The organism is Streptomyces mirabilis, assembly GCF_039503195.1.
Taxonomy (GTDB): domain Bacteria; phylum Actinomycetota; class Actinomycetes; order Streptomycetales; family Streptomycetaceae; genus Streptomyces; species Streptomyces mirabilis_D.
In genome coordinates this window covers 4,818,002-4,836,611 of sequence record NZ_JBCJKP010000001.1, presented here as the reverse complement: position 1 = coordinate 4,836,611, position 18,610 = coordinate 4,818,002, and the positions used below count along the sequence as shown (strand labels likewise).

At 71.2% G+C, this 18,610-nt stretch carries 13 protein-coding genes and 2 pseudogenes; 9 read left to right on the top strand and 6 right to left on the bottom strand.

From position 1 onward, the window contains the following. Positions 1–81 precede the first annotated feature (81 nt). The 4 genes and pseudogenes from AAFF41_RS22320 (at position 82) to AAFF41_RS22305 (ending at position 4,335) form a co-directional block, all read left to right on the top strand. Positions 82–1,274: pseudogene (locus tag AAFF41_RS22320) on the top strand (amidohydrolase family protein). Between the two features lie 7 nt (positions 1,275–1,281). After that, positions 1,282–2,436 carry an acyl-CoA dehydrogenase gene (locus AAFF41_RS22315; protein ID WP_319748790.1) on the top strand — a complete coding sequence of 385 codons (1,155 nt, stop codon included), beginning with the start codon at positions 1,282–1,284 and terminating at the stop codon, positions 2,434–2,436. A 10-nt stretch (positions 2,437–2,446) separates the two neighbouring features. Further along, the gene (locus tag AAFF41_RS22310; RefSeq protein WP_319748791.1) at positions 2,447–3,376 is read left to right on the top strand and encodes an acyl-CoA dehydrogenase family protein; all 930 of its coding nucleotides are present in this window, start codon (positions 2,447–2,449) and stop codon (positions 3,374–3,376) included. Positions 3,377–3,852: 476 nt separating this feature from the next. Next, a complete protein-coding gene (locus AAFF41_RS22305; RefSeq protein WP_319748792.1) occupies positions 3,853–4,335 on the top strand; it encodes an ATP-binding protein in 483 nt (160 codons plus the stop codon). A gap of 444 nt (positions 4,336–4,779) precedes the next feature. Here the strand turns inward: AAFF41_RS22305 and AAFF41_RS22300 are convergent, their stop codons facing one another. Then, positions 4,780–5,706 carry a cyclase family protein gene (locus AAFF41_RS22300; protein ID WP_319748793.1) on the bottom strand — a complete coding sequence of 309 codons (927 nt, stop codon included), beginning with the start codon at positions 5,704–5,706 and terminating at the stop codon, positions 4,780–4,782. A gap of 99 nt (positions 5,707–5,805) precedes the next feature. On the opposite strand from AAFF41_RS22300, the gene AAFF41_RS22295 reads away from it, so the two are divergent. The 3 genes and pseudogenes from AAFF41_RS22295 to AAFF41_RS22285 all read left to right on the top strand — a co-directional run bounded on the left by AAFF41_RS22295 (position 5,806) and on the right by AAFF41_RS22285 (position 8,983). Then, a complete protein-coding gene (locus AAFF41_RS22295) occupies positions 5,806–6,720 on the top strand; it encodes an SDR family oxidoreductase (RefSeq protein ID WP_343324516.1) in 915 nt (304 codons plus the stop codon). A 58-nt stretch (positions 6,721–6,778) separates the two neighbouring features. Further along, on the top strand, positions 6,779–7,924 hold the full coding sequence (locus AAFF41_RS22290) for an acyl-CoA dehydrogenase family protein (protein WP_319748795.1): 1,146 nt from the start codon (positions 6,779–6,781) through the stop codon (positions 7,922–7,924). Between the two features lie 10 nt (positions 7,925–7,934). After that, positions 7,935–8,983 (top strand): annotated as a pseudogene (locus AAFF41_RS22285) (Zn-dependent alcohol dehydrogenase). A 262-nt stretch (positions 8,984–9,245) separates the two neighbouring features. On the opposite strand, the gene AAFF41_RS22280 reads toward AAFF41_RS22285, so the two are convergent. Next, positions 9,246–10,313 carry a GlxA family transcriptional regulator gene (locus AAFF41_RS22280; RefSeq protein ID WP_343324515.1) on the bottom strand — a complete coding sequence of 356 codons (1,068 nt, stop codon included), beginning with the start codon at positions 10,311–10,313 and terminating at the stop codon, positions 9,246–9,248. Between the two features lie 16 nt (positions 10,314–10,329). Between AAFF41_RS22280 and AAFF41_RS22275 the strand changes: the two genes are divergently transcribed. Beyond that, entirely contained in the window at positions 10,330–11,817 is a 1,488-nt protein-coding gene (locus tag AAFF41_RS22275; RefSeq protein ID WP_343324514.1) for an MFS transporter, read from the top strand. Positions 11,818–11,854: 37 nt separating this feature from the next. Here the strand turns inward: AAFF41_RS22275 and AAFF41_RS22270 are convergent, their stop codons facing one another. From AAFF41_RS22270 to AAFF41_RS22260, 3 genes are all read right to left on the bottom strand, one after another. Then, complete coding sequence (locus tag AAFF41_RS22270) at positions 11,855–12,457, bottom strand: flavin reductase family protein (RefSeq protein ID WP_343324513.1); 603 nt, start codon at positions 12,455–12,457, stop codon at positions 11,855–11,857. Positions 12,458–12,525: 68 nt separating this feature from the next. Next, positions 12,526–13,371, bottom strand: a complete 846-nt coding sequence (locus AAFF41_RS22265) for an enoyl-CoA hydratase/isomerase family protein (protein ID WP_343324512.1) — start codon at positions 13,369–13,371, stop codon at positions 12,526–12,528. A 73-nt stretch (positions 13,372–13,444) separates the two neighbouring features. After that, positions 13,445–15,670 carry an acetate--CoA ligase family protein gene (locus AAFF41_RS22260; RefSeq protein WP_319748801.1) on the bottom strand — a complete coding sequence of 742 codons (2,226 nt, stop codon included), beginning with the start codon at positions 15,668–15,670 and terminating at the stop codon, positions 13,445–13,447. 267 nt (positions 15,671–15,937) lie between these two features. Here AAFF41_RS22260 and AAFF41_RS22255 point away from each other — a divergent pair, with 267 nt between their 5' ends. After that, complete coding sequence (locus AAFF41_RS22255; RefSeq protein ID WP_319748802.1) at positions 15,938–17,281, top strand: COG1361 family protein; 1,344 nt, start codon at positions 15,938–15,940, stop codon at positions 17,279–17,281. A gap of 7 nt (positions 17,282–17,288) precedes the next feature. Here AAFF41_RS22255 and AAFF41_RS22250 read toward each other — a convergent pair whose 3' ends face one another. Continuing rightward, a complete protein-coding gene (locus AAFF41_RS22250; protein ID WP_319748803.1) occupies positions 17,289–18,584 on the bottom strand; it encodes a flavin-containing monooxygenase in 1,296 nt (431 codons plus the stop codon). Positions 18,585–18,610 lie beyond the last annotated feature (26 nt).

The window sequence follows — 18,610 nt, the reverse complement described above, 5'->3', positions numbered from 1 at the left end:
GTCCAGGGGTGCGGGACTAGCCTGCTGGGGAAGTGAAAATCTGACGACCCATCAGATAAGTACGCCAGGCGGAGGGGAACCATGATCGAACTGCCCCGCATCATCAGCGTCGACGACCACGTGATCGAGCCCGCGCACCTCTTCGAGACCTGGCTGCCGAAGAAGTACCAGGACCGGGGACCCAAGCCCCTCACGGCCGGAATCGGTGAACTCGCCTACGTCGGCGGCAAGTACCAGATCACCATGGACCCGGACGGCCCGCCCGCCGACTGGTGGATCTACGAGGACCTCAAGTTCCCGTACAAGCGCAACATCGCCGCCGTCGGCTTCGACCGCGACGAGATGACCCTGGAGGGCATCACGCGCGCGGAGATGCGGCGCGGCTGCTGGGACCCCGTCGAGCGGCTCAAGGACATGGACCTCAACCATGTCGAGGGAAGCCTCTGCTTCCCGACCTTCCCCGCTTCTGCGGGCAGACGTTCGCCGAGGCGCACGACAAGGAAGTGGCCCTGGCCTGCGTGCGCGCGTACAACGACTGGATGGTCGAGGAGTGGTGCGGCGACAGCGGCGGCCGGCTGATCCCGCTGTGCCTCATCCCGCTGTGGGACATCGAACGGGCGGTCGCGGAGATTCGGCGCAACGCCGCGCGCGGAGTGAAGGCGGTGACCTTCTCCGAGATCCCCACCCACCTCGGCCTGCCCTCCATCCACTCCGGCTACTGGGACCCGTTCTTCGCGGTCTGCCAGGAGACGGGGACGGTCGTGAACATGCACATCGGTTCCTCGTCGCAGATGCCCGCCGCGTCCCCGGACGCGCCGCCCGCCGTACAGGCCTCGCTGTCCTTCAACAACGCGATGGCCTCGATGATGGACTTCCTCTTCAGCGGGGTGCTGGTGAAGTTCCCACGCCTCAAACTCGCCTACTCGGAGGGGCAGATGGGCTGGATCCCCTACGCCCTGGAGCGCGCCGACGACGTCTGGCAGGAGCACCGCGCCTGGGGTGGCGTCCGGGACCTCATCCCCGAGCCGCCCTCGACGTACTACTACCGGCAGATCTTCTGCTGCTTCTTCCGCGACAAGCACGGCGTCGCCTCGCTGGACGTCGTGGGACGGGACAACGCGACCTTCGAGACCGACTACCCACACGTCGACTCGACCTTCCCGCACACCAAGGAGGTCGCCCTCGACCATGTGAAGGGCCTCGACGACGAGACCATCCACAAGCTGATGCGCGGGAACGCCATCCGCATGCTCGACCTGGACCTCGACGAGTAGCGGGCCCATGGATCTCACGTACACCCCCGAGGAGCAGGAGTTCCGCGCCCGGCTGCGGGAGTGGCTCGCCGAGGTGCTCCCGTCGCTGCCCCCGAAACCGTCCCCGGCCGACTGGCCCGGCCGGCGGGCGTACGACCTCGGGTGGCAGCGGATGCTGTACGACGCCGGGTACGCGGGGCTGCACTGGCCCGTCGACGCCGGGGGCCGGGGCGCCACGCCGACCCAGCACCTCATCTACCTGGAGGAGACGGAAAAGGCGGGCGCCCCCTACGTGGGGGCCAATTTCGTCGGACTGCTGCACGCCGGGCCGACCATCGCCTCCGAAGGGACCCCCGTACAGCGGGCGCGCTGGCTGCCGCCGGTGCTGCGCGGCGAGGAGGTCTGGTGCCAGGGGTTCAGCGAACCGGACGCCGGCTCGGACCTCGCGGCACTGCGCACCCGCGCGTGGCGGGACGGCGACGACTACGTAGTGAGCGGGTCCAAGATCTGGACCTCCCACGCCGAGGTCGCCGACTGGTGCGAGCTGCTGGTCAGGACCGACCCGGCGGCCCCGAAGCACCGCGGGATCTCGTGGCTCGCGATGCCGATGGACGCCCCCGGGATCACCGTCCGGCCACTGCGCACCCTCGCGGGCTCGACCGAGTTCGCGGAGGTCTTCCTGGACGAGGTGCGGGTGCCCGTTGCGCACCGGGTCGGTGCCGAGAACGACGGCTGGCGCGTGACCATGGTGACCCTGTCGTACGAGCGCGGTACCGCCTTCGTGGGTGAGGTCGTGGCCTGCCGACGGGTGCTCGGGGAGGTCGCGCGCGAAGCCCGGAAGAACGGCCGCTGGGACGATCCGGCACTTCGGCGGCGGCTGGGCGGGCTCAACGCGGAGTTCCGCGCGCTGTGGCGGCTCACGCAGTGGAACGTGAGCGAGGCACAGAGCAACGGGGGAGTGCCGGGGGTCGGCGGTTCGGTTTTCAAACTGAGGTACTCGCACGCGCGGCAGGAGCTGTACGACGCCGCCGCCGAGGTTCTCGGGCCCGAGGCGTTGGACCTGGGCAGGGAGTGGACGCTCGACCGGCTCAGCTCCCTGTCGTACACCATCGCGGCCGGCACCTCGCAGATCCAGCGCAACATCGTGGCCGAGCGGATCCTGGGCCTGCCGAAGGGACGGTGACTACTTTCCCGTGGACTTCCAACTCACGGACGACCAGCGAGCCTTGAAAGCGGGCGTGCGCGAGCTGCTCGCGGCGCGGTTCGGCCGGGAGCGGCTGCGCGCCGCCGTGGACGAGGGGCCGAGGCTCGACCGGGCCCTGTGGCGCGAGCTCGGCGAGGCGGGGTTCTTCGCGCTGCGCCTGCCCGAGGCGGACGGCGGCGTCGGACTCGGCCTCCCGGAGACGGTGCTCGCCTTCGAGGAGGCCGGGCGGGTCCTGCTGCCCGGCCCGCTGATCGCCACGCACCTCGCGGCGGGCGTGGTGGACGGGGCCGCCACCGGAGAGGCCGTGGTGACGGCCGTCGACGGCCGGGGCCTGGTGGAGTGGCTGGCCGAGGCGGACGTCGTACGCGGGGACGCGACCGGCGCCGAGCCGCTGCGGCCGGTGGACCCCCTGACACCGCTGCACCGGGTACCCGTATCCGGTGGGGCCGGTCTCATCGACGCGCGCCCCGTGAGTTCCACCGGCGCACTCCCCACGGCTTCCCTCACTTCGCTCTTCACGGCGGCCGAACAGCTCGGCACCGCCGCCCGCACCTGCGAGACAGCCGTGCAACACGCCCGGACCCGTGAGCAGTTCGGGCAGCCGATCGGGGCCTTCCAGGCGATCAAGCACCTGTGCGCGCGGATGCTGGTGCGGGTGGAACTGGCGCGCGCCGCGGTCTACGCCGCCGCCGTCACGGCCGACCCCGTGGACATCGCGGCGGCCCGGCTGCTCGCCGACGAGGCCGCCGTGCGCGGCGCCCGCGACTGCCTCCAGGTGCACGGCGGCATGGGCTTCACCTGGGAGTCCGACGTCCACCTGTATCTGAAGCGGGCCTGGACGCGGACTCAACGTGCGGGAACGGCTACGGAGAGTGAGGAACTGTTGGCGGCCGACCTCGTGTCCGGAGTGGGCCGATAGGGCTCTGTGCAGGCACGGTCCGGAAAGGGGTGCAATGAATGTCGCGGATCGTGGCATACCGGAATTACGGAGCGTTGATATCGGGTTGTGTCCTACGCGTGACTTGTCACGGCCTGGAGTCGGCGGCGGGCTCGGGTACCTTGTGTGGGATGCGAGTGGTTCCGAGATCGAGCGATCCCGGTGTTGCCCCTGAGGCCGCGCCGGATCCGGCGATGCTCGCCGCTCGCAAGGCAGTGCGGACCCCCGCGACTGCCTGTTCGACTCCCCACGGCGAGCGTCGCACAGTATGCCGCACGCGTACTCCTTCGCGCTGGAATATGCCCGAAGCGCTTGTTGGGGTGACTGTACGTCAACCATGCTGTCTCTCAAGGGAATCACGTTCCGTGATCCTGGTTCTGGTCATGCAGGTCATGGCCACGATCGTGGCCCTCGTGAGGCGCGAGGCGATGTGTCCGCCGGTTCGGATGGTGTGAGCGGTGCAGGTGCTTCAAGTGCAGCTGGAGATCCGGCCCGACCCCGCGGAGGTGGGGCGAGCTCGGAGATGGGCCCGTTCGCGGCTTGCCGGGTCCGGGATAGGGGTCGATGAGCCGCTCGCCGAGACGCTGATCCTGCTCGTCTCCGAACTCGTCACCAATGCCGTGGTGCACACCGGCTGTCCGGCCGTGCTGCGGCTGTCCCTGCCGGGCGTCCTCGGTGAGTCCATCGGTACCGTCCGCCTGGAGGTGGCCGACTCCAGCGCCCGCCCCCCGGTACCCCGGCACGCCGAGGGCGACGAGACCAACGGCCGCGGCCTGGAGTTGGTCGACGGCCTGGCGGACCGCTGGGGCTGGAACCCCGAGGGTGCGGGCAAGAGCATCTGGTGCGAGGTCGACCGCTGTACGCAGGGCGCCCGGGCGGGGGGCGCGTGCGCGGCGTCCCCCTATGAGGACTTCGCGTACGAGGCGTACGAGGCGGTCTAGGCCTGTGCGGCGTGGTCCGCCGGACGGACCCTGGTCCGCGGACGCACTCACTCCCGCACCTCTGGTGCGGGGGCACGGTTCGTGCATCTGTGCACGCGTTCCGTCTCCGCGGCCCTGTCGGGGCCGAATGCGCCGGGATGTGCTTCCGTGCGCGCCTTCGTAAAGGGTACGTAAGTGATAATTCCCCGAACGGGTGTTGACGTGGCGTGTCCGTTTGATCACGCTTGTGTTCAGCGATTCGCCGCGAGGGGACGACGAGGGTTTCGGTGACGGGAGCCCTCGGCGAGTGCGGGTCGTGATTCGGCGTCGGCTCCTACAGGGCCAGAGGGAGCAGGGCGGGTACGCCGGAACCGGATGGCGGCGCGCGATGCCGTGCTCGGGGCGCGCAGTGGCGCGCCGCCAGCCGACCCTTTCCCCGGGGGCTCCAGGGGCTCATCGGGGACCTCAGAGGATGGCCACCGGTGCCACGGGGGTCCCTGTGCCGCCCACGAAGGGTTCCGGCATCGCGGAGAGCAGGAAGGCGTAGCGATTCTCTTGTCCACAGGCTGTGGACAACTTTTCGAGATTCCAGTTCTGGCCCTGCAGCATCCCCATTTCGACCAGGTCGAGCGCGTGTACGGGCAACCACAGGTCCTCGATTTCGGGAGGAAAGATCTCAAAAGTGAGAGTGTCGTTCGCGACGGCCGCGACGTCGCGTGCGTGGAACCACTCGGGCGTACGGATCGACAGCCCGGGCGACGGATACCCGTACGCGTGCTTGTCGCCGGCCAGGTAGACCTGGATCTGCCCGGTCCGTACGAGCACGATGTCCCCGGACCGCACCCGTGTGCCCGCCAACTCCTCCGCCGCGTCGAGGTCTTCGGGGGTCACGGCGTGCCCGCCGTCGAGGCGGTCGACGCCCCGCGCGCGCGGGATGTCGAGCAGGACGCCCCGCGAGACGATGTGCCGGGGCTTGTCGATGCCGCTGAACTCGGCGCCACCGTGGGGGGTGATCGTGCCGGCCGGGCGGCCGTTGTAGAGCTTCCCCGAGTGCGAGACATGGGTGAGCGCGTCCCAGTGGGTCGCCGCCTGGAGTCCCAGGGTCACGGCGTCGTCGCTGCACGCGACCGTTCCCGGACCGAAGATCTCCTGGTTGATCTGCACCATGACGTGCAGCGGATTGATCCGCCCCGGGATCATCCCGGTCTGCACGCCGTCCTCCTGGAGAGGGAGCGCGAGCGGGACACGCCGTCCCGTGCGGACGCAGGCGGCGGCCTCTCGTACCACCTCGTCGGTGATCAGGTTCAGGGTCCCGATCTCGTCGTCGGCGCCCCAACGCCCCCAGTTGTTCACGCGCTTGGCGATGTCGTGGAACTCGACCGGAAGTGACATGAGTCCTCCGCGGGGCTTGTCTCCGGGTATCCGACGGGTCGTAGAATCCGAGGGGACCGAATCTAACGGACCGTCAGAAACTGCGGGAAGGGGCCGGACGTGGGGAACTTCTTGGCAGGAAAGGTCGTCGCTGTGACGGGGGCGGGCCGCGGGATCGGCCGCGCCGTCGCGCTCGGCGCGGCGGCCGAGGGCGCACGGGTCGTCGTCAACGACTACGGGGTGTCCATCGAGGGCGCCGAGCCGACGAGTTCGATCGCCGACGCCGTGGTCAAGGAGATCGAGGCGGCGGGCGGGGAAGCGGTCGCGGTGGCCGACGACATCTCCACGATGGCCGGCGGCCAACGGGTCGTCGACGCGGCGCTGACCTCGTACGGACGTATCGACGGAGTGGTGTGCGTGGCCGGCATCCTGCGTGAACGGATGCTGTTCAACATGTCCGAGGAGGAATGGGACCCCGTCGTCGCCACCCATCTGAAGGGCACGTTCACGGTCTTCCGGGCGGCCTCGGCGGTCATGCGCAAACAGGGTGCGGGCACGCTGGTCGGCTTCACCAGCGGCAACCACCAGGGCTCGGTCGCGCAGGCCAACTACAGCGCGGCGAAGGGCGGGATCATCTCGCTGGTCCGCAGCGCGGCACTGGGCCTGCACAAGTACGGGGTGACGGCGAACGCGGTGGCACCGGTCGCCCGTACCCGCATGTCGGCCCATGTCCCCATGGAGCTGAAGGAGATCGGCGAACCGGAGGACGTGGCCGCGCTGGTGGTCTACCTCCTCTCCGACCGTGCCCGCGAGGAACGCATCACCGGGCAGGTCTACACGATCGCCGGCCCCAAGATCGCGGTGTGGGCACAGCCGCGGGAGCTGCGTGCCGGGTACGCGGAAGGCGGCCCCTGGACGCCCGAGCGGATCGCGGACTTCCTGCCGGGGACCGTGGGCGTGGACCCCATGCCCCTGCTGGAACAGGTGGAGGCGATGGCGCGGGCGGCGGCGCGCAAGGCGCGGCCGAACGCGTGAGGTGAGGGCGAACGCGTGAGGTGCCGTTGTTCTTTGGGTCCGTGGGCGAGGGGGACACATGGAGTTCGGATTCGACGCCGAGGACGAGGCCTTCCGGCGCACGGCACGGGACTGGCTGACCGCTCACCCGGTCGGTGATCCGGTCGTCCGTCAGGACTGGGAACGGGAACTGGGCCGGGGCGGCTGGATCGGCCTCGGCTGGGCGGAGGACGGCTACGGCAACCGGCGGGCGAGCCTGACCCAACAGGTCGTCTGGGCCGAGGAGTACGCCCGTTCCAGGGCCCCGGCCCGCTCGGGCCACATCGGCGAGAAGCTCCTCGCCCCCACCCTCATCGCCCACGGGACCCCGGAACAGAAGGCCCGCTTCCTGCCCCCGGTCGCCCGCGGCGAGGAACTCTGGTGTCAGGGATACAGCGAGCCGGGCGCGGGTTCGGACCTGGCGGGGATCCGTACGGCCGCGGTACGGGACGGCGACACGTACCGTGTCAGCGGCCAGAAGATCTGGACCTCGCTCGCCCACGAGGCGCACTGGTGTTTCGTCCTCGCCCGTACGGAACCGGGGTCGAGCCGTCACCACGGCCTGTCCTTCCTTCTCGTCCCGATGGACCAGCCCGGCCGCGTCGAGGTCCGTCCGATCCGCCAGCTCACCGGCACGAGCGAGTTCAACGAGGTCTTCTTCGACGGGGCGGTGGCGCGTGCCGAGCACGTGGTCGGCGGCGCGGGCAACGGCTGGCAGGTCGCCATGAGCCTCCTCGGTTTCGAACGAGGGGTCTCGACCCTGGCCCAGCAGATCGGTTTCGCGGAGGAGCTGGGCCGGGTGATCGAGACGGCCGTCGCCACGGGCGCGGCGGCCGACCCGGTCGTCCGCGACCACCTCGTACGCCAGTGGGCGGAGCTGCGCACGATGCGCTGGAACGCCCTGCGGACGCTGGGTGGTTCGGGCGACGCGGGCGCGCCCAGCGTCGCCAAGCTGCTGTGGGGCCGCTGGCACCAGCGGCTCGGTGAACTCGCGGTACGGGTGCGGGGGGCGGAGGCCGCGACCGGTCCCGGGGACTGGTCGGCCGTGGCCCCGTACGCACTCGACTCCTCTCAGCACTTGTTCCTGTTCAGCCGGGCCGACACCATCTACGGCGGCTCGGACGAGATCCAGCGCACGATCATCGCCGAGCGCGTGCTCGGCCTGCCGAGGGAACCCAAGGGCTGAGGGAGTCGCGATGCGAGGCGTGATCTTCGACGGCAAGCGGACCCAGGTCGTGGACGACCTGGAGATACGGGATCCGGGGCCCGGCGAGGTGCAGGTCGCGATCTCCGCGGCCGGGCTCTGCCACAGCGACCTGTCGGTCGTGGACGGGACGATCCCCTTTCCCGTCCCCGTGGTCCTGGGGCATGAGGGCGCGGGGATCGTCGAGGCGGTGGGCGCGGGTGTCGGCCATGTCCGACCCGGCGACCATGTCGCGCTCTCCACGCTCGCCAACTGCGGGACGTGCGCGGAGTGCGATCGGGGGCGGCCGACGATGTGCCGCAGGGCGATCGGGATGCCGCGGCAGCCGTTCACGCGGGGCGGGCTGCCGCTGTACCAGTTCGCGTCCAACTCCGCGTTCGCGGAACGGACGGTGGTGAAGGCGGTCCAGGCCGTCCGCATCCCCAAGGACATCCCCCTCCCGTCCGCCGCGCTGATCGGATGCGGCGTGCTGACGGGAGTGGGCGCGGTCCTGAACCGCGCGAGGGTGGACCGGGGGGACACCGTCCTCGTCATCGGCACCGGCGGAATCGGGCTCAACGTTCTCCAGGGCGCGCGGCTCGCGGGCGCCTTGAAGATCGTCGCGGTCGACGCCAACCCGGCGAAGGAGGCCGTGGCCCGGCGGTTCGGCGCGACGCACTTCCTGACGTCGACGGAGGCCGTGAAGGACATCCTTCCGACGGGGGCGGACCACGCCTTCGAGTGCGTCGGGCGCGTCGAACTCATTCGCCAGGCCATCGATGTGCTGGACCGCCACGGACAGGCCGTCCTCCTCGGCGTACCCCCGGCCACGGCCGAGGCGTCCTTCCTCGTCTCCTCCATGTACCTCGACAAGTCCATCCTGGGCTGCCGATACGGCTCCTCCCGCCCCCAGCGTGACATCGCCCTCTACGCCGACCTCTACCGAGACGGCCGCCTCCTCCTGGACGAACTGGTCACCCAGACCTACCCGGTGGAGGACTTCGACAAGGCGGCACAGGACGCGGAGGGGGGAGGGTGGCGCGGGCGGTGCTGACGTTCTAGGGGGCGGTTCATTCGTCTGCGGGTGGGCGGGGGCCGGCCGCGCGGTTCCCCGCGCCCCCAGGGCGGGGGCTTCGCCCCGCATTCCCCGCCCACCCGATTCGCTTGGCCGTCGGCCGGTGGGGGGCGAAGCCGAGAGCCTGGGGGGAGGGTAGGGGCGGCGGGGGCGAGGAACCGTTGGGCCGGTGACCGCGGACGGAGTTATCCACAGGGCGGGGAAATCCCGTGGGTGGTGTCGGACCCGTCCCTGGCGTCGTCGCACGAGCTACCGAGACGTCGCCACCAAACGGGTCCTGACCTGGTCCGTCGTCGCCACCGGCGCCCGTACGCCGGTCGCCACGACCCCCCTGGAGCTCCGGAAGGTGCGCCGATACGCGGTGGGGGTGACCCCGAGCACCGCCTGCAGGTGCTGCCGCATCGACTGGGCCGTGCCGAAGCCGGCGTCCCGCGCGACCTGGTCGACGGACAGGTCGCTGGTCTCCAGCAGGTGCCGGGCCCGTTCGATGCGCTGCTGGGTCAGCCAGTGCCCGGGGCTGACCCCGACCTCCTCGCGGAAACGGCGCGTGAAGGTGCGTACCGACATGGCTTCCTGTTCGGCCATGTCGCGCAGCTGGATCGGCTCGTGGAGGCGGGCCAGGGCCCAGGCGCGGGCGGCGGTCGTGGTGGCCGCCTGCGGCTCCGGCACCGGCCGCTGGATGTACTGCGCCTGCCCACCGTCGCGGTGCGGGGGTACGACGGTGCGGCGGGCCACGTCGTTGGCGACGGCGGTGCCGTGGTCACGGCGTACGAGATGGAGGCACAGGTCGATTCCCGCGGCGACGCCGGCGGAGGTGAGGACGTCGCCGTCGTCGACGAAGAGCACTTCGGCGTCGACCTTGATCTTCGGGAAGAGCCGCTGGAAGTGCTCGGCGTGCATCCAGTGGGTGGTGGCCGGACGGTCGTCGAGGTAGCCCGCGGCGGCGAGGACGTAGCTGCCGGTGCAGATGGAGACGAGGCGGGTGCCGGGGCGGATCTGGGCGAGGGCGGCGGCCAGTTCGGGGGTGAGGATGCCTTCCTCGTGGACGGGGCCGAGTTCGTAGGAGGCGGGGATGACGACGGTGTCGGCGGTGGCGAGGGCCTCGGGGCCGTTCGCGACGAGGACGGCGAAGTCGGCGTCCGTCTCGACGGGGCCGGGCGGCCGGACCGAGCAGGTGACGATCTCGTACAGCGGCCGCCCGTCGGCGTCGCGTGCCTTGCCGAAGAGGCGCTGCGGGATGCCGAGCTCGAAGGGCAGCAGCCCGTCGAGGGCGAGCACGACGACGCGGTGGCGAGGATGCGTACCGTGAGAGACCATGGCCCGATCCTAGCGAATGCTGTCCTTCGGGCCACTCGTTCGCGGGAACGGCAGGCCCGAAGCTCGATGGCGTGACCCAGACAACCGATGCCGCCTCCCGGGGGGCGCCGCAGCCGCGGAGGACCCCCGCCCCACCGAGCCGACCGGCTCCACCGACTCGATCGAGCCGACCGACTCCGTCGAGTCGACCGTCTCGACCGAGTCGACCGACTCCGTCGAGCCGACCCGCGCCTCCGCTCCCCGCGTCCGCATCCACCGCGCCTGGTTCGTCGCCGCCGTCACCTTCGTGACGATCATCGGTGCGGCGGCCTTCCGTTCACTCCCGGGTCTGCTGATCGACCCGCTGCACCAGGAGTTCCACTGGTCGCGCGGCACGATCGGCGCGGCGGTGTCCATCAACCTCGCGCTGTACGGGCTGACGGCGCCGTTCGCGGCGGCACTGATGGACCGCTTCGGCATCCGCCGGGTGGTGGCGGTCGCCCTGATGGTGATCGCGCTCGGTTCCGGTCTGACCGTGTGGATGACGGCGGCCTGGCAGCTGCTGCTCTGCTGGGGCCTGTTGGTCGGTCTGGGGTCCGGCTCCATGGCGCTGGCCTTCGCGGCGACGGTCACCAACCGCTGGTTCACGGCGCGCAAGGGCCTGGTCACGGGCATCCTGACGGCGGCCTCGGCGTCCGGCCAGCTGATCTTCCTGCCGCTCCTCTCCTGGATCGTCACGGAGCACGACTGGCGCCCGGCCGCGGTGACGGTGGCCCTCGCGGCGCTCGCGGTCGTCCCCTTCGTATGGCTGCTGCTGCGGGACCACCCGGCGGACGTGGGCGTGAAGCCGTACGGGTCGGCGGAGTTCGTACCGAAGCCCGCGCCCGTGCAGGGCGCCGCCCGGCGCGCGGTGACGGTCCTGCTCTCCGCCGTCCGCACCGGCCCGTTCTGGCTGCTGGCCGGCACCTTCGCGATCTGCGGTGCCTCGACGAACGGCCTGGTCCAGACGCACTTCGTGCCCGCGGCCCACGACCACGGGATGCCCATCACGGCGGCGGCCTCGCTGCTCGCGGTCATCGGGGTCTTCGACGTGGTCGGAACGGTCGCCTCCGGCTGGTTCACCGACCGCTTCGAACCGCGTCGGCTGCTCGCCGTCTACTACGCGCTGCGCGGCGTCTCTCTCCTCTTCCTCCCCATGCTCCTCGCCCCCTCCGTCCACCCCCCGATGATCTTCTTCATCGTCTTCTACGGCCTCGACTGGGTCGCCACCGTTCCGCCCACCCTGGCCCTGTGCCGCGAGCAGTACGGCGAGGACAGCGCCATCGTCTTCGGCTGGGTCCTCGCCTCCCACCAGGTCGGCGCCGCCCTCGTCGCCTTTCTCGGCGGTGTGGCGCGGGACGCGTTCGGCTCGTACGACGTGGTCTGGTACGCCTCGGGCGCGCTGTGCGCGGCGGCGGCCCTGATGGCACTGGTGATCCGACGGCGCCCCGCGACGGGCACACCCGCGGTGGCGGCGATCGCCTGACGATTCCGGCACCCCGACCGGGCGGCCTGCCGGCGAGCTAGAGGAACCGCCCCCTGTGGAACAGCAGCGGCGCGACGTCGTCGTCGTCGCTCGCGCCGAGCGCGTCCACCCGTCCCACCACGATCAGATGGTCCCCACCGGTGTGCACCGCGTGGATCGTGCAGTCGACCCAGGCCGCGGCCCCCGCGAGACGCGGCGAACCGGAAACGGGCGCCGCGTCGTACACGACCCCGGCGAACTTGTCCGCCCCGCTCACCGCGAACCCACGGCACAACTCGCCCTGGTGCGCCCCCAGCACGTTCACACAGAACACGCCCGCGCGGGCGATCCGCGGCCAGGTCGCCGACGTACGCCCCACCATGAAGCAGACCAGGGGCGGATCGAGTGAAAGCGACGCGAACGACTGACAGGCGAACCCGGCCGGCCCCTCGCCACCGGCCTCGCCCTCGACGCCCGGTGCGGTGATGACGGTGACGCCCGTCGCGAAGTTCCCCAACACCCGCCGAAACGCCACCTGATCGACCGGCGCCCGCTCATCGTCCCCCACCGCGCGCAACTCCGGCCGCGGCAGCGCCTCAACATGCCCCGCGACGGTGGAAGCCCCGGCCGACCTGAGATAACGGACGGCGGCGGCCGCCATCCCTGCGTGTCCCATCACACCACCCATTGAAGCTGACGGGGCGTCAGATAGGAAGGGGCGGGACTGCCTCAGCGGCCCCGGTAGTGGGGGGTTCGGCGTTCCGCGAAGGCGGTCACGCCCTCGGTCGCGTCCGTCGTGGTCATGTTGATCTCCTGGGCGGCGGCTTCGGCGGCGAAGGCTGTGGTGCGGTCGGTGTCGAGGGAGGCGTTGACCAGCTGTTTGGTGAGGGCGAGGGCGCGGGTCGGGCCGGTGGCCAGGCGCTCGGCCCAGTCGCGGGCGGTCTTCTCCAGATCGTCCGCCGGTACGACCCTGTTGACGAGCCCGAGCCGCGCCGCGTCCGCCGCCGTCAGCGCGTCGCCGAAGAACATCAGTTCCTTGGCGCGCTGGGGGCCGATGAGCCGGGGCAGCAGATACGCGCCGCCGCCGTCGGGGACCAGGCCGCGGCGTACGAACACCTCGATGAACTTGGCGGAATCGGCGGCGAGTACGAGGTCGCAGGCGAGGGCGAGGTGGGCGCCGAGGCCGGCCGCGGTGCCGTTGACCGCCGCGATCACGGGCTTCTCGCAGTCGAGGACCGCGCCGATCAGGCGCTGAGCGCCGAGCCGGATCATGCGGGCCACGTACCCGGCCACCCGCTCCCCGGTCGGCGGCCCCCCGCGCAGGTCCGCGCCCGCGCAGAAACCACGTCCGCTCGCCGTGATCACGACGGCCCGTACGTCGGGGTCGCAGGAGGCGTGGGAAAGGTGCTGGATGAGGCGTTCGCGCTGGTCAGGAGTGATGGCGTTGAGGGCTTCGGGACGGTTGAGGGTGATCCACGCGACGTGATTGTCAGTGGCGTGCAGTACCAATGAGTCGACGGGATCGGCCGATTTCGCGGCCGATTTCGCGGCAGATCTCTCGGGGGAGGATGTCATGGGGGTGCTCCGGTTTTTACGGGGGGCGGTGCGGCGGGGGCGGGCGATGGCGCGGAGGCTGGAGCGCTGGGGGTCAGCGGCAGACGACCAGCGCGTCCAGCGCGACCGCTCCCTGGCCCCTGGGCAGCACCATCAGCGGGTTGATGTCGAGCTCGGCGATGTCGTCCCCGAGTTCCAGCGCCATTCGCTGTACGCGCATGACGACCTCGACCAGCGCGTCCACATCCACCGGCGGCCCCCCGCGCACGCCCTCCAGAAGGGCCCGCCCGCGCAGTTCGCCGAGCATGCCCCGCGCCTGGTCCTCGCCGAACGGCGGCACGCGGACGGCCGCGTCCCGCAGCACCTCGACGAGCACGCCGCCCAGCCCGACGGTCACGGTCGGCCCGAAGAGCTGGTCGTGCGTGACACCCACGACCATTTCCACGCCCCGCTCGACCATCTGGCACACCAGCACCCCGTCCAGCGAGATCCCCTCGTAGCGCGCGATGTCGGTGAGCTCGCGGTAGGCGTCCCTGACCTGGCTGGCGGAGGTCAGCCCGATCTTCACCAGACCCAGTTCGGTCTTGTGGGCGATCTGGGCGCCGGACGCCTTCATGACCACGGGGTACCCGACGAGACTCGCCGCGCGCACGGCCGCCGCCGCGCTGGTCACCAACTGCTCGCGCGGCACCCGGATCCCATAGGCCCGCAGCAGCTGCTTCGCCGCGTGCTCGCTCAGCTGCTGCCCCGGCCGCATCAGCGCCTGCGTCTTGCGGAAGGACGGCGAGGGAGTGCGGGGAGCCTCGTCGAAGGGGGAGCGGTAGGCGCCGACGAACCGGTGGTGGTCCAGGTAGGCGCGCACGGCCGTGATGCAGTTGGCGAAGGTCCGGAAGGTGGCGACCTTCGACGAACCGAGCAGCGTCTCGCGGTAGGCGGCCTCGGTGCCGACCGGCGAGCCCCACACCACGCACACCAGTTTGTCCGTCTGTTCCGCCGCGTCCACCAGGTCCTGCGCGAGCTTGTCGCTCATCGGAGGAAAGGGCCCGGTGATCGGACAGATCAGTACGCCGACCTCCGGGTCGGCGAGGATCGCGTCGATGATCTTCCGCCCGCGCCAGTCGCCGACCGGGTGCCCGCCGTTGTCGACGGGATTGGTCACGCTCAGGTACTCAGGTATCCACTGGTGCAGCTCGGCCTGCTTGGGGGCGGAGAGACTCGGCAGGGGCAGCCCCGCCGCCGTCGCCAGGTCGGCGAAGTGCGCCCCCGTGCCGCCCGAGATCGAATAGACCACGACACCCTCCGCCCGCGGGGCGCGGGCGCGGGCCAACAGGGCGGCGGTGTCCTGGAGTTCGTCGAGCCCGTCGACACGGATCACGCCGTACTGCCGCATCGCCGCGTCCACCACCGTGTCGGCGCCGGTCAGCTTGCCGGTGTGTGAGGCGGCGGTGCGGGCGCCGGTCTCGGTGCGGCCGACCTTGACGGCGACGACGGGCACTCCGCGGCGGGCGGCGCGGTCGGCGGCGAGCAGAAAGGAGCGGCCGTCCTTCAGCCCCTCGACGTAGCAGGCGATCGCTCCGATCTCCGGCTGCTCGGAGAAGTAGGAGATGAAGTCGGCGGTCTCGAGGTCGGCCTCGTTGCCGGTGGGCGCCCAGTGGGAGAGCCGTACGCCCAGCTCCTGCATCGCGAACACCGGCCGGCCCTGGTGTCCGGACTGGGTGATGAGGGCGATCGCGGGACCGTCGAGATCGTCGCGGAACTTCTCGAAGGCGTTGAGATTGGTGTTGGGCCCCAGGAGCCGGAGGCCCGCGCGGCGGACGGCGGCGGCGAGGTGGGCCTGCGCGGCGGCGCCCTCGGCCCCGGTCTCGGCGAACCCGGAGGCGAAGGCGACGGCGAACTTCACCTTGGCCTCGGCCAGTTCCCCGATCACGGGGAGCGGGTCGCCGACGAGGAGCACGGCCAGATCGACCTGCTCGGGCAGGTCGGCCAGGGAAGGGGAGCAGGGGATGCCGAAGACGGACTGACGGGTGGGGTGCACCGGGTGCAGCCGGGCGCCGACCCGCTCGGCCCAGGCGATCAGCTGCCGGGTGATGCCGGTGTTCGGCCGGCCCTCGGCGTCCGAGGCGCCGACGACGGCCACGGACTCGGGACGGAAGAAGCGGTCCAGATCAGGTGTGTCGGCGTACAGCGGACGGCCGCTGACGTCCAGGTCGTCGACGTCGGCCGGGCGGCCGTGCACGACGGGTGAGGGCTGCTCGCCGCAGGCGATGACGCGGGCCCGGCGGGAGTCGGTGGTGAGGGTGCCGTGGGTTGATCCAAGCATCGGTCCGCCCGCTCCTGTGTGACAGCCAATTAACTGACGCACTGTCAGATTACTTAACTGACGCCGCGTCAGGAACCGTCGTGCAAGCAAAAGGCTGGGCGGCGGGGATCTGGTTCGTACCCGCCGCGCGCGGGGCCGGAACCCGTGGAGGTGCCGCACAACCTTCAACTCCCCTTGATCGTCTATGACATGGTCCTGTCGTCTCACGTCGGCCAAGCCACCGCTTCTCTCCTTCTCCTCACCTTTCTTCTCACCCTGGGGGATGTCATGAGACCTGTCTCCTTCGGCCGCGCGCTGCGGCTCGGAGCCTGTACGACGCTCGCGGCCGGACTTGTCACCGTGGGGCTCGCCGTCGCCCCCGCGTCGGCCGAGACCGAGTCCGACCAGCTGTGGATCGACGCACCCTCCGAGCAGGCCCTGCCGCTCGGCACGGACGGCGGCGCGCCGCAGAGCCGGACGATCGACGTGGGGATCTACCACGACAACGGCCACTTCACGGTGACCGACGGCAAGGTGAGCGTCGACGCCTCCGGGCTGGCCGGGGTCGGCGAGGTGACCTGGCCGGACAACTGCGCGCCGAACGGCGCGACCGCGGTGTGCAGCGTGCCGGACGTGCCCGTGATCGGGTCCGACTACAGCCGGCAGATCCACCTCGGGATCCGCGCGGCCGACGGTGCGCGGGCCGGGTCGCAGGGCAGGATCACCTACGGGGCGACGGCCACCGGTGGCCCCGACGGCACGCTCACCGCGCCCGAGGACAGTTTCGAGACCGACGTCACGCTGGCCTCGGGCCCCGATCTCTCCCTCGCCCCCGTGGCCGACGTCGAGCACGCGCAGCCGGGTGGCACCGAGACGATCCCCTTCGCGCTGACCAACAAGGGCAACGAGAGCGCGCACGGCGTCACGGTGAAGATGACGGCGTCGTACGGGGTGGACTTTCTGAACAAGTACGACGCCTGCACCTACACGCGGACGGGCGGTGACGAGTACGCGCCGATGACGGACGCGACCTGCACGTTCGACCAGGTGCTGGCTCCCGGTGACTCCTTCGAACTGCCCGCGCCGCTGCAGCTGGCGATCGCGCGGCACGCGTTGAACGACCGACTGGACATCAGTGTCGACCCGGCCGACGGCGCGACCGACCTCGCGAGCCGCGACAATTACGCGGCCCTGCAGATCGGCACGGACAACACCGCGGACTTCTCGGTGACCGGCGCCGCGGTCACCGGTACGGCGGGCCAGACGGTCACCGCCCCGCTCACCTTCAAGAACAACGGCCCGGCCTGGTTCGCGAACCTCGGCTCCGGCGACCCGGCGGCCAAGGTCAGGCTGCTCGTCCCGACCGGTACGACGGTCACCGGCGTCCCCGCGGACTGCGTCCCGCACACCCTCACGGGCGGGTACTACGAGAAGCGGACGGGCGCCCCGCGCTACGACTGCGCCCTCCCCTACTGGGTGTCCGAGAACACCGAGCGCACGTACGTCTTCCAGCTGCGGATCGACACGGCGGTGCCCGGCACGACCGGTGAGGTCAGCATCCACCCCGAGTTCGGCGACTTCGCCTTCGACCCGGACACCACGAACAACACGGCGGTTCTCGCCGCCAACTGACGACGACTCAGCGCGCGGCGCGGGTGTCGCCCGTGTCGCGCGCCCCCGTCTTCGCCCCCGCCGTCGCCCCTGCCCCCGCTTTCGACGTCGCCCTCTCCGCCGCCTTCTCCGCCTTCTCCGCCTTCTGCGCGGTCCTCGCGACCGCCTTCGCGATCTTCTCCGCGTCGAGGGCGAGTTCGCGGAACATGCCGCTGATGGGGTTGGTGAAGCCGGTGAAGTAGAGGCCGGGTGCCTTCTTCGGGGTGTGGGCGCCGTGCACGACCGGGCGGCCACGCCCGTCGAGGACGTCGAGGTGGCCGACGATGCCCTCCAGGGCGCGTACGTACCCCGTCGCGGCGATCACGACGTCCGGGTCGATCCGCCTCCCGTCGGCGAGGACGACCTTGTCCTCCTCGAAGCCCTCCACCGCGGCCACGACCTCGACGCGCCCCTTGCGGACGGCGTTGATGAGGCCGACGTCCTGGACGGGGATGGAGCCTTCGTTGACGCGGGAGTAGAGGCCGGTGTCGGGGCGGGGCAGCCCCTGCGCCGACAGGTCCGGCACGCTGACCTTGGCCATCGGCCCGGCGAGTGCGTCGACGAGGCGCACCGGCAGCCGTCGTACGAGGATCCCGGTGAACTGGGCGGCCCAGCCCGCCGTGGAGCGGCGCACGATGTGCGGCGCGGTGCGCACGGCGAGCCGTACCCGGGAGGCGCCGCCCTCGACCAGGTCCACGGCGATCTCGGCGCCCGTGTTGCCGACGCCGACGACGAGGACGTCACGGCCGGTGTAGGGGGCGGGGTTGCGGTAGTCGCCGGCGTGCAGGAGTTCGCCGGTGTACGAGTCGCGGCCGGGCCACTCGGGCAGGCGCGGGGTGTGGTTGTGGCCGGTGGCGACGACCACGGCGCGGCCGGTCAGCTCGCGGCCGCCGGTGGCGTGCAGCAGCCAGCCGTCGCCACCCGGGGCGGGCTCGACGCGCGAGACCTCGACGCCCGTGACGATCTCCAGCTGGTGGTGCTCGGCGTACTTCTCCAGGTAGCGCACCACGTTGTCGCGCGAGACCCACCGCCCGAAGGAGCGCGGCATCGCGAGGCCGGGCAGGCCGGACAGCCGCCGGGTCGTGTGCAGGTGCAGCCGGTCGTAGTGGCGCCGCCAGGACGCCCCGACCTGGTCGGACTTCTCCAGTACGACGGCCCGTACGCCCTGGGCGCGCAGCGCGTACGCCGTCGCGAGCCCCCCGGGGCCGCCGCCGATGACGTACACGGGGCGGTCTTCGTGGGACGGCACCGGGCGGGGTGTCGAGGAAGCAGTCGAGTCGGCCATGTGCGCGAGCGTAATCACGTCGTCAC

What these genes read in the sequence shown, in the direction of transcription:
- AAFF41_RS22315 (WP_319748790.1), top strand. Translation starts at nt 1,282, where the DNA reads ATGGATCTCACGTACACCCCCGAGGAGCAGGAGTTCCGCGCCCGGCTG.
- AAFF41_RS22300 (WP_319748793.1), bottom strand. Translation starts at nt 5,706, where the DNA reads ATGTCACTTCCGGTCGAGTTCCACGACATCGCCAAGCGCGTGAACAAC.
- AAFF41_RS22290 (WP_319748795.1), top strand. Translation starts at nt 6,779, where the DNA reads ATGGAGTTCGGATTCGACGCCGAGGACGAGGCCTTCCGGCGCACGGCA.
- AAFF41_RS22280 (WP_343324515.1), bottom strand. Translation starts at nt 10,313, where the DNA reads ATGGTCTCTCACGGTACGCATCCTCGCCACCGCGTCGTCGTGCTCGCC.
- AAFF41_RS22275 (WP_343324514.1), top strand. Translation starts at nt 10,330, where the DNA reads ATGCTGTCCTTCGGGCCACTCGTTCGCGGGAACGGCAGGCCCGAAGCT.
- AAFF41_RS22270 (WP_343324513.1), bottom strand. Translation starts at nt 12,457, where the DNA reads ATGGCGGCCGCCGCCGTCCGTTATCTCAGGTCGGCCGGGGCTTCCACC.
- AAFF41_RS22265 (WP_343324512.1), bottom strand. Translation starts at nt 13,371, where the DNA reads ATGACATCCTCCCCCGAGAGATCTGCCGCGAAATCGGCCGCGAAATCG.
- AAFF41_RS22260 (WP_319748801.1), bottom strand. Translation starts at nt 15,670, where the DNA reads ATGCTTGGATCAACCCACGGCACCCTCACCACCGACTCCCGCCGGGCC.
- AAFF41_RS22255 (WP_319748802.1), top strand. Translation starts at nt 15,938, where the DNA reads ATGAGACCTGTCTCCTTCGGCCGCGCGCTGCGGCTCGGAGCCTGTACG.
- AAFF41_RS22250 (WP_319748803.1), bottom strand. Translation starts at nt 18,584, where the DNA reads ATGGCCGACTCGACTGCTTCCTCGACACCCCGCCCGGTGCCGTCCCAC.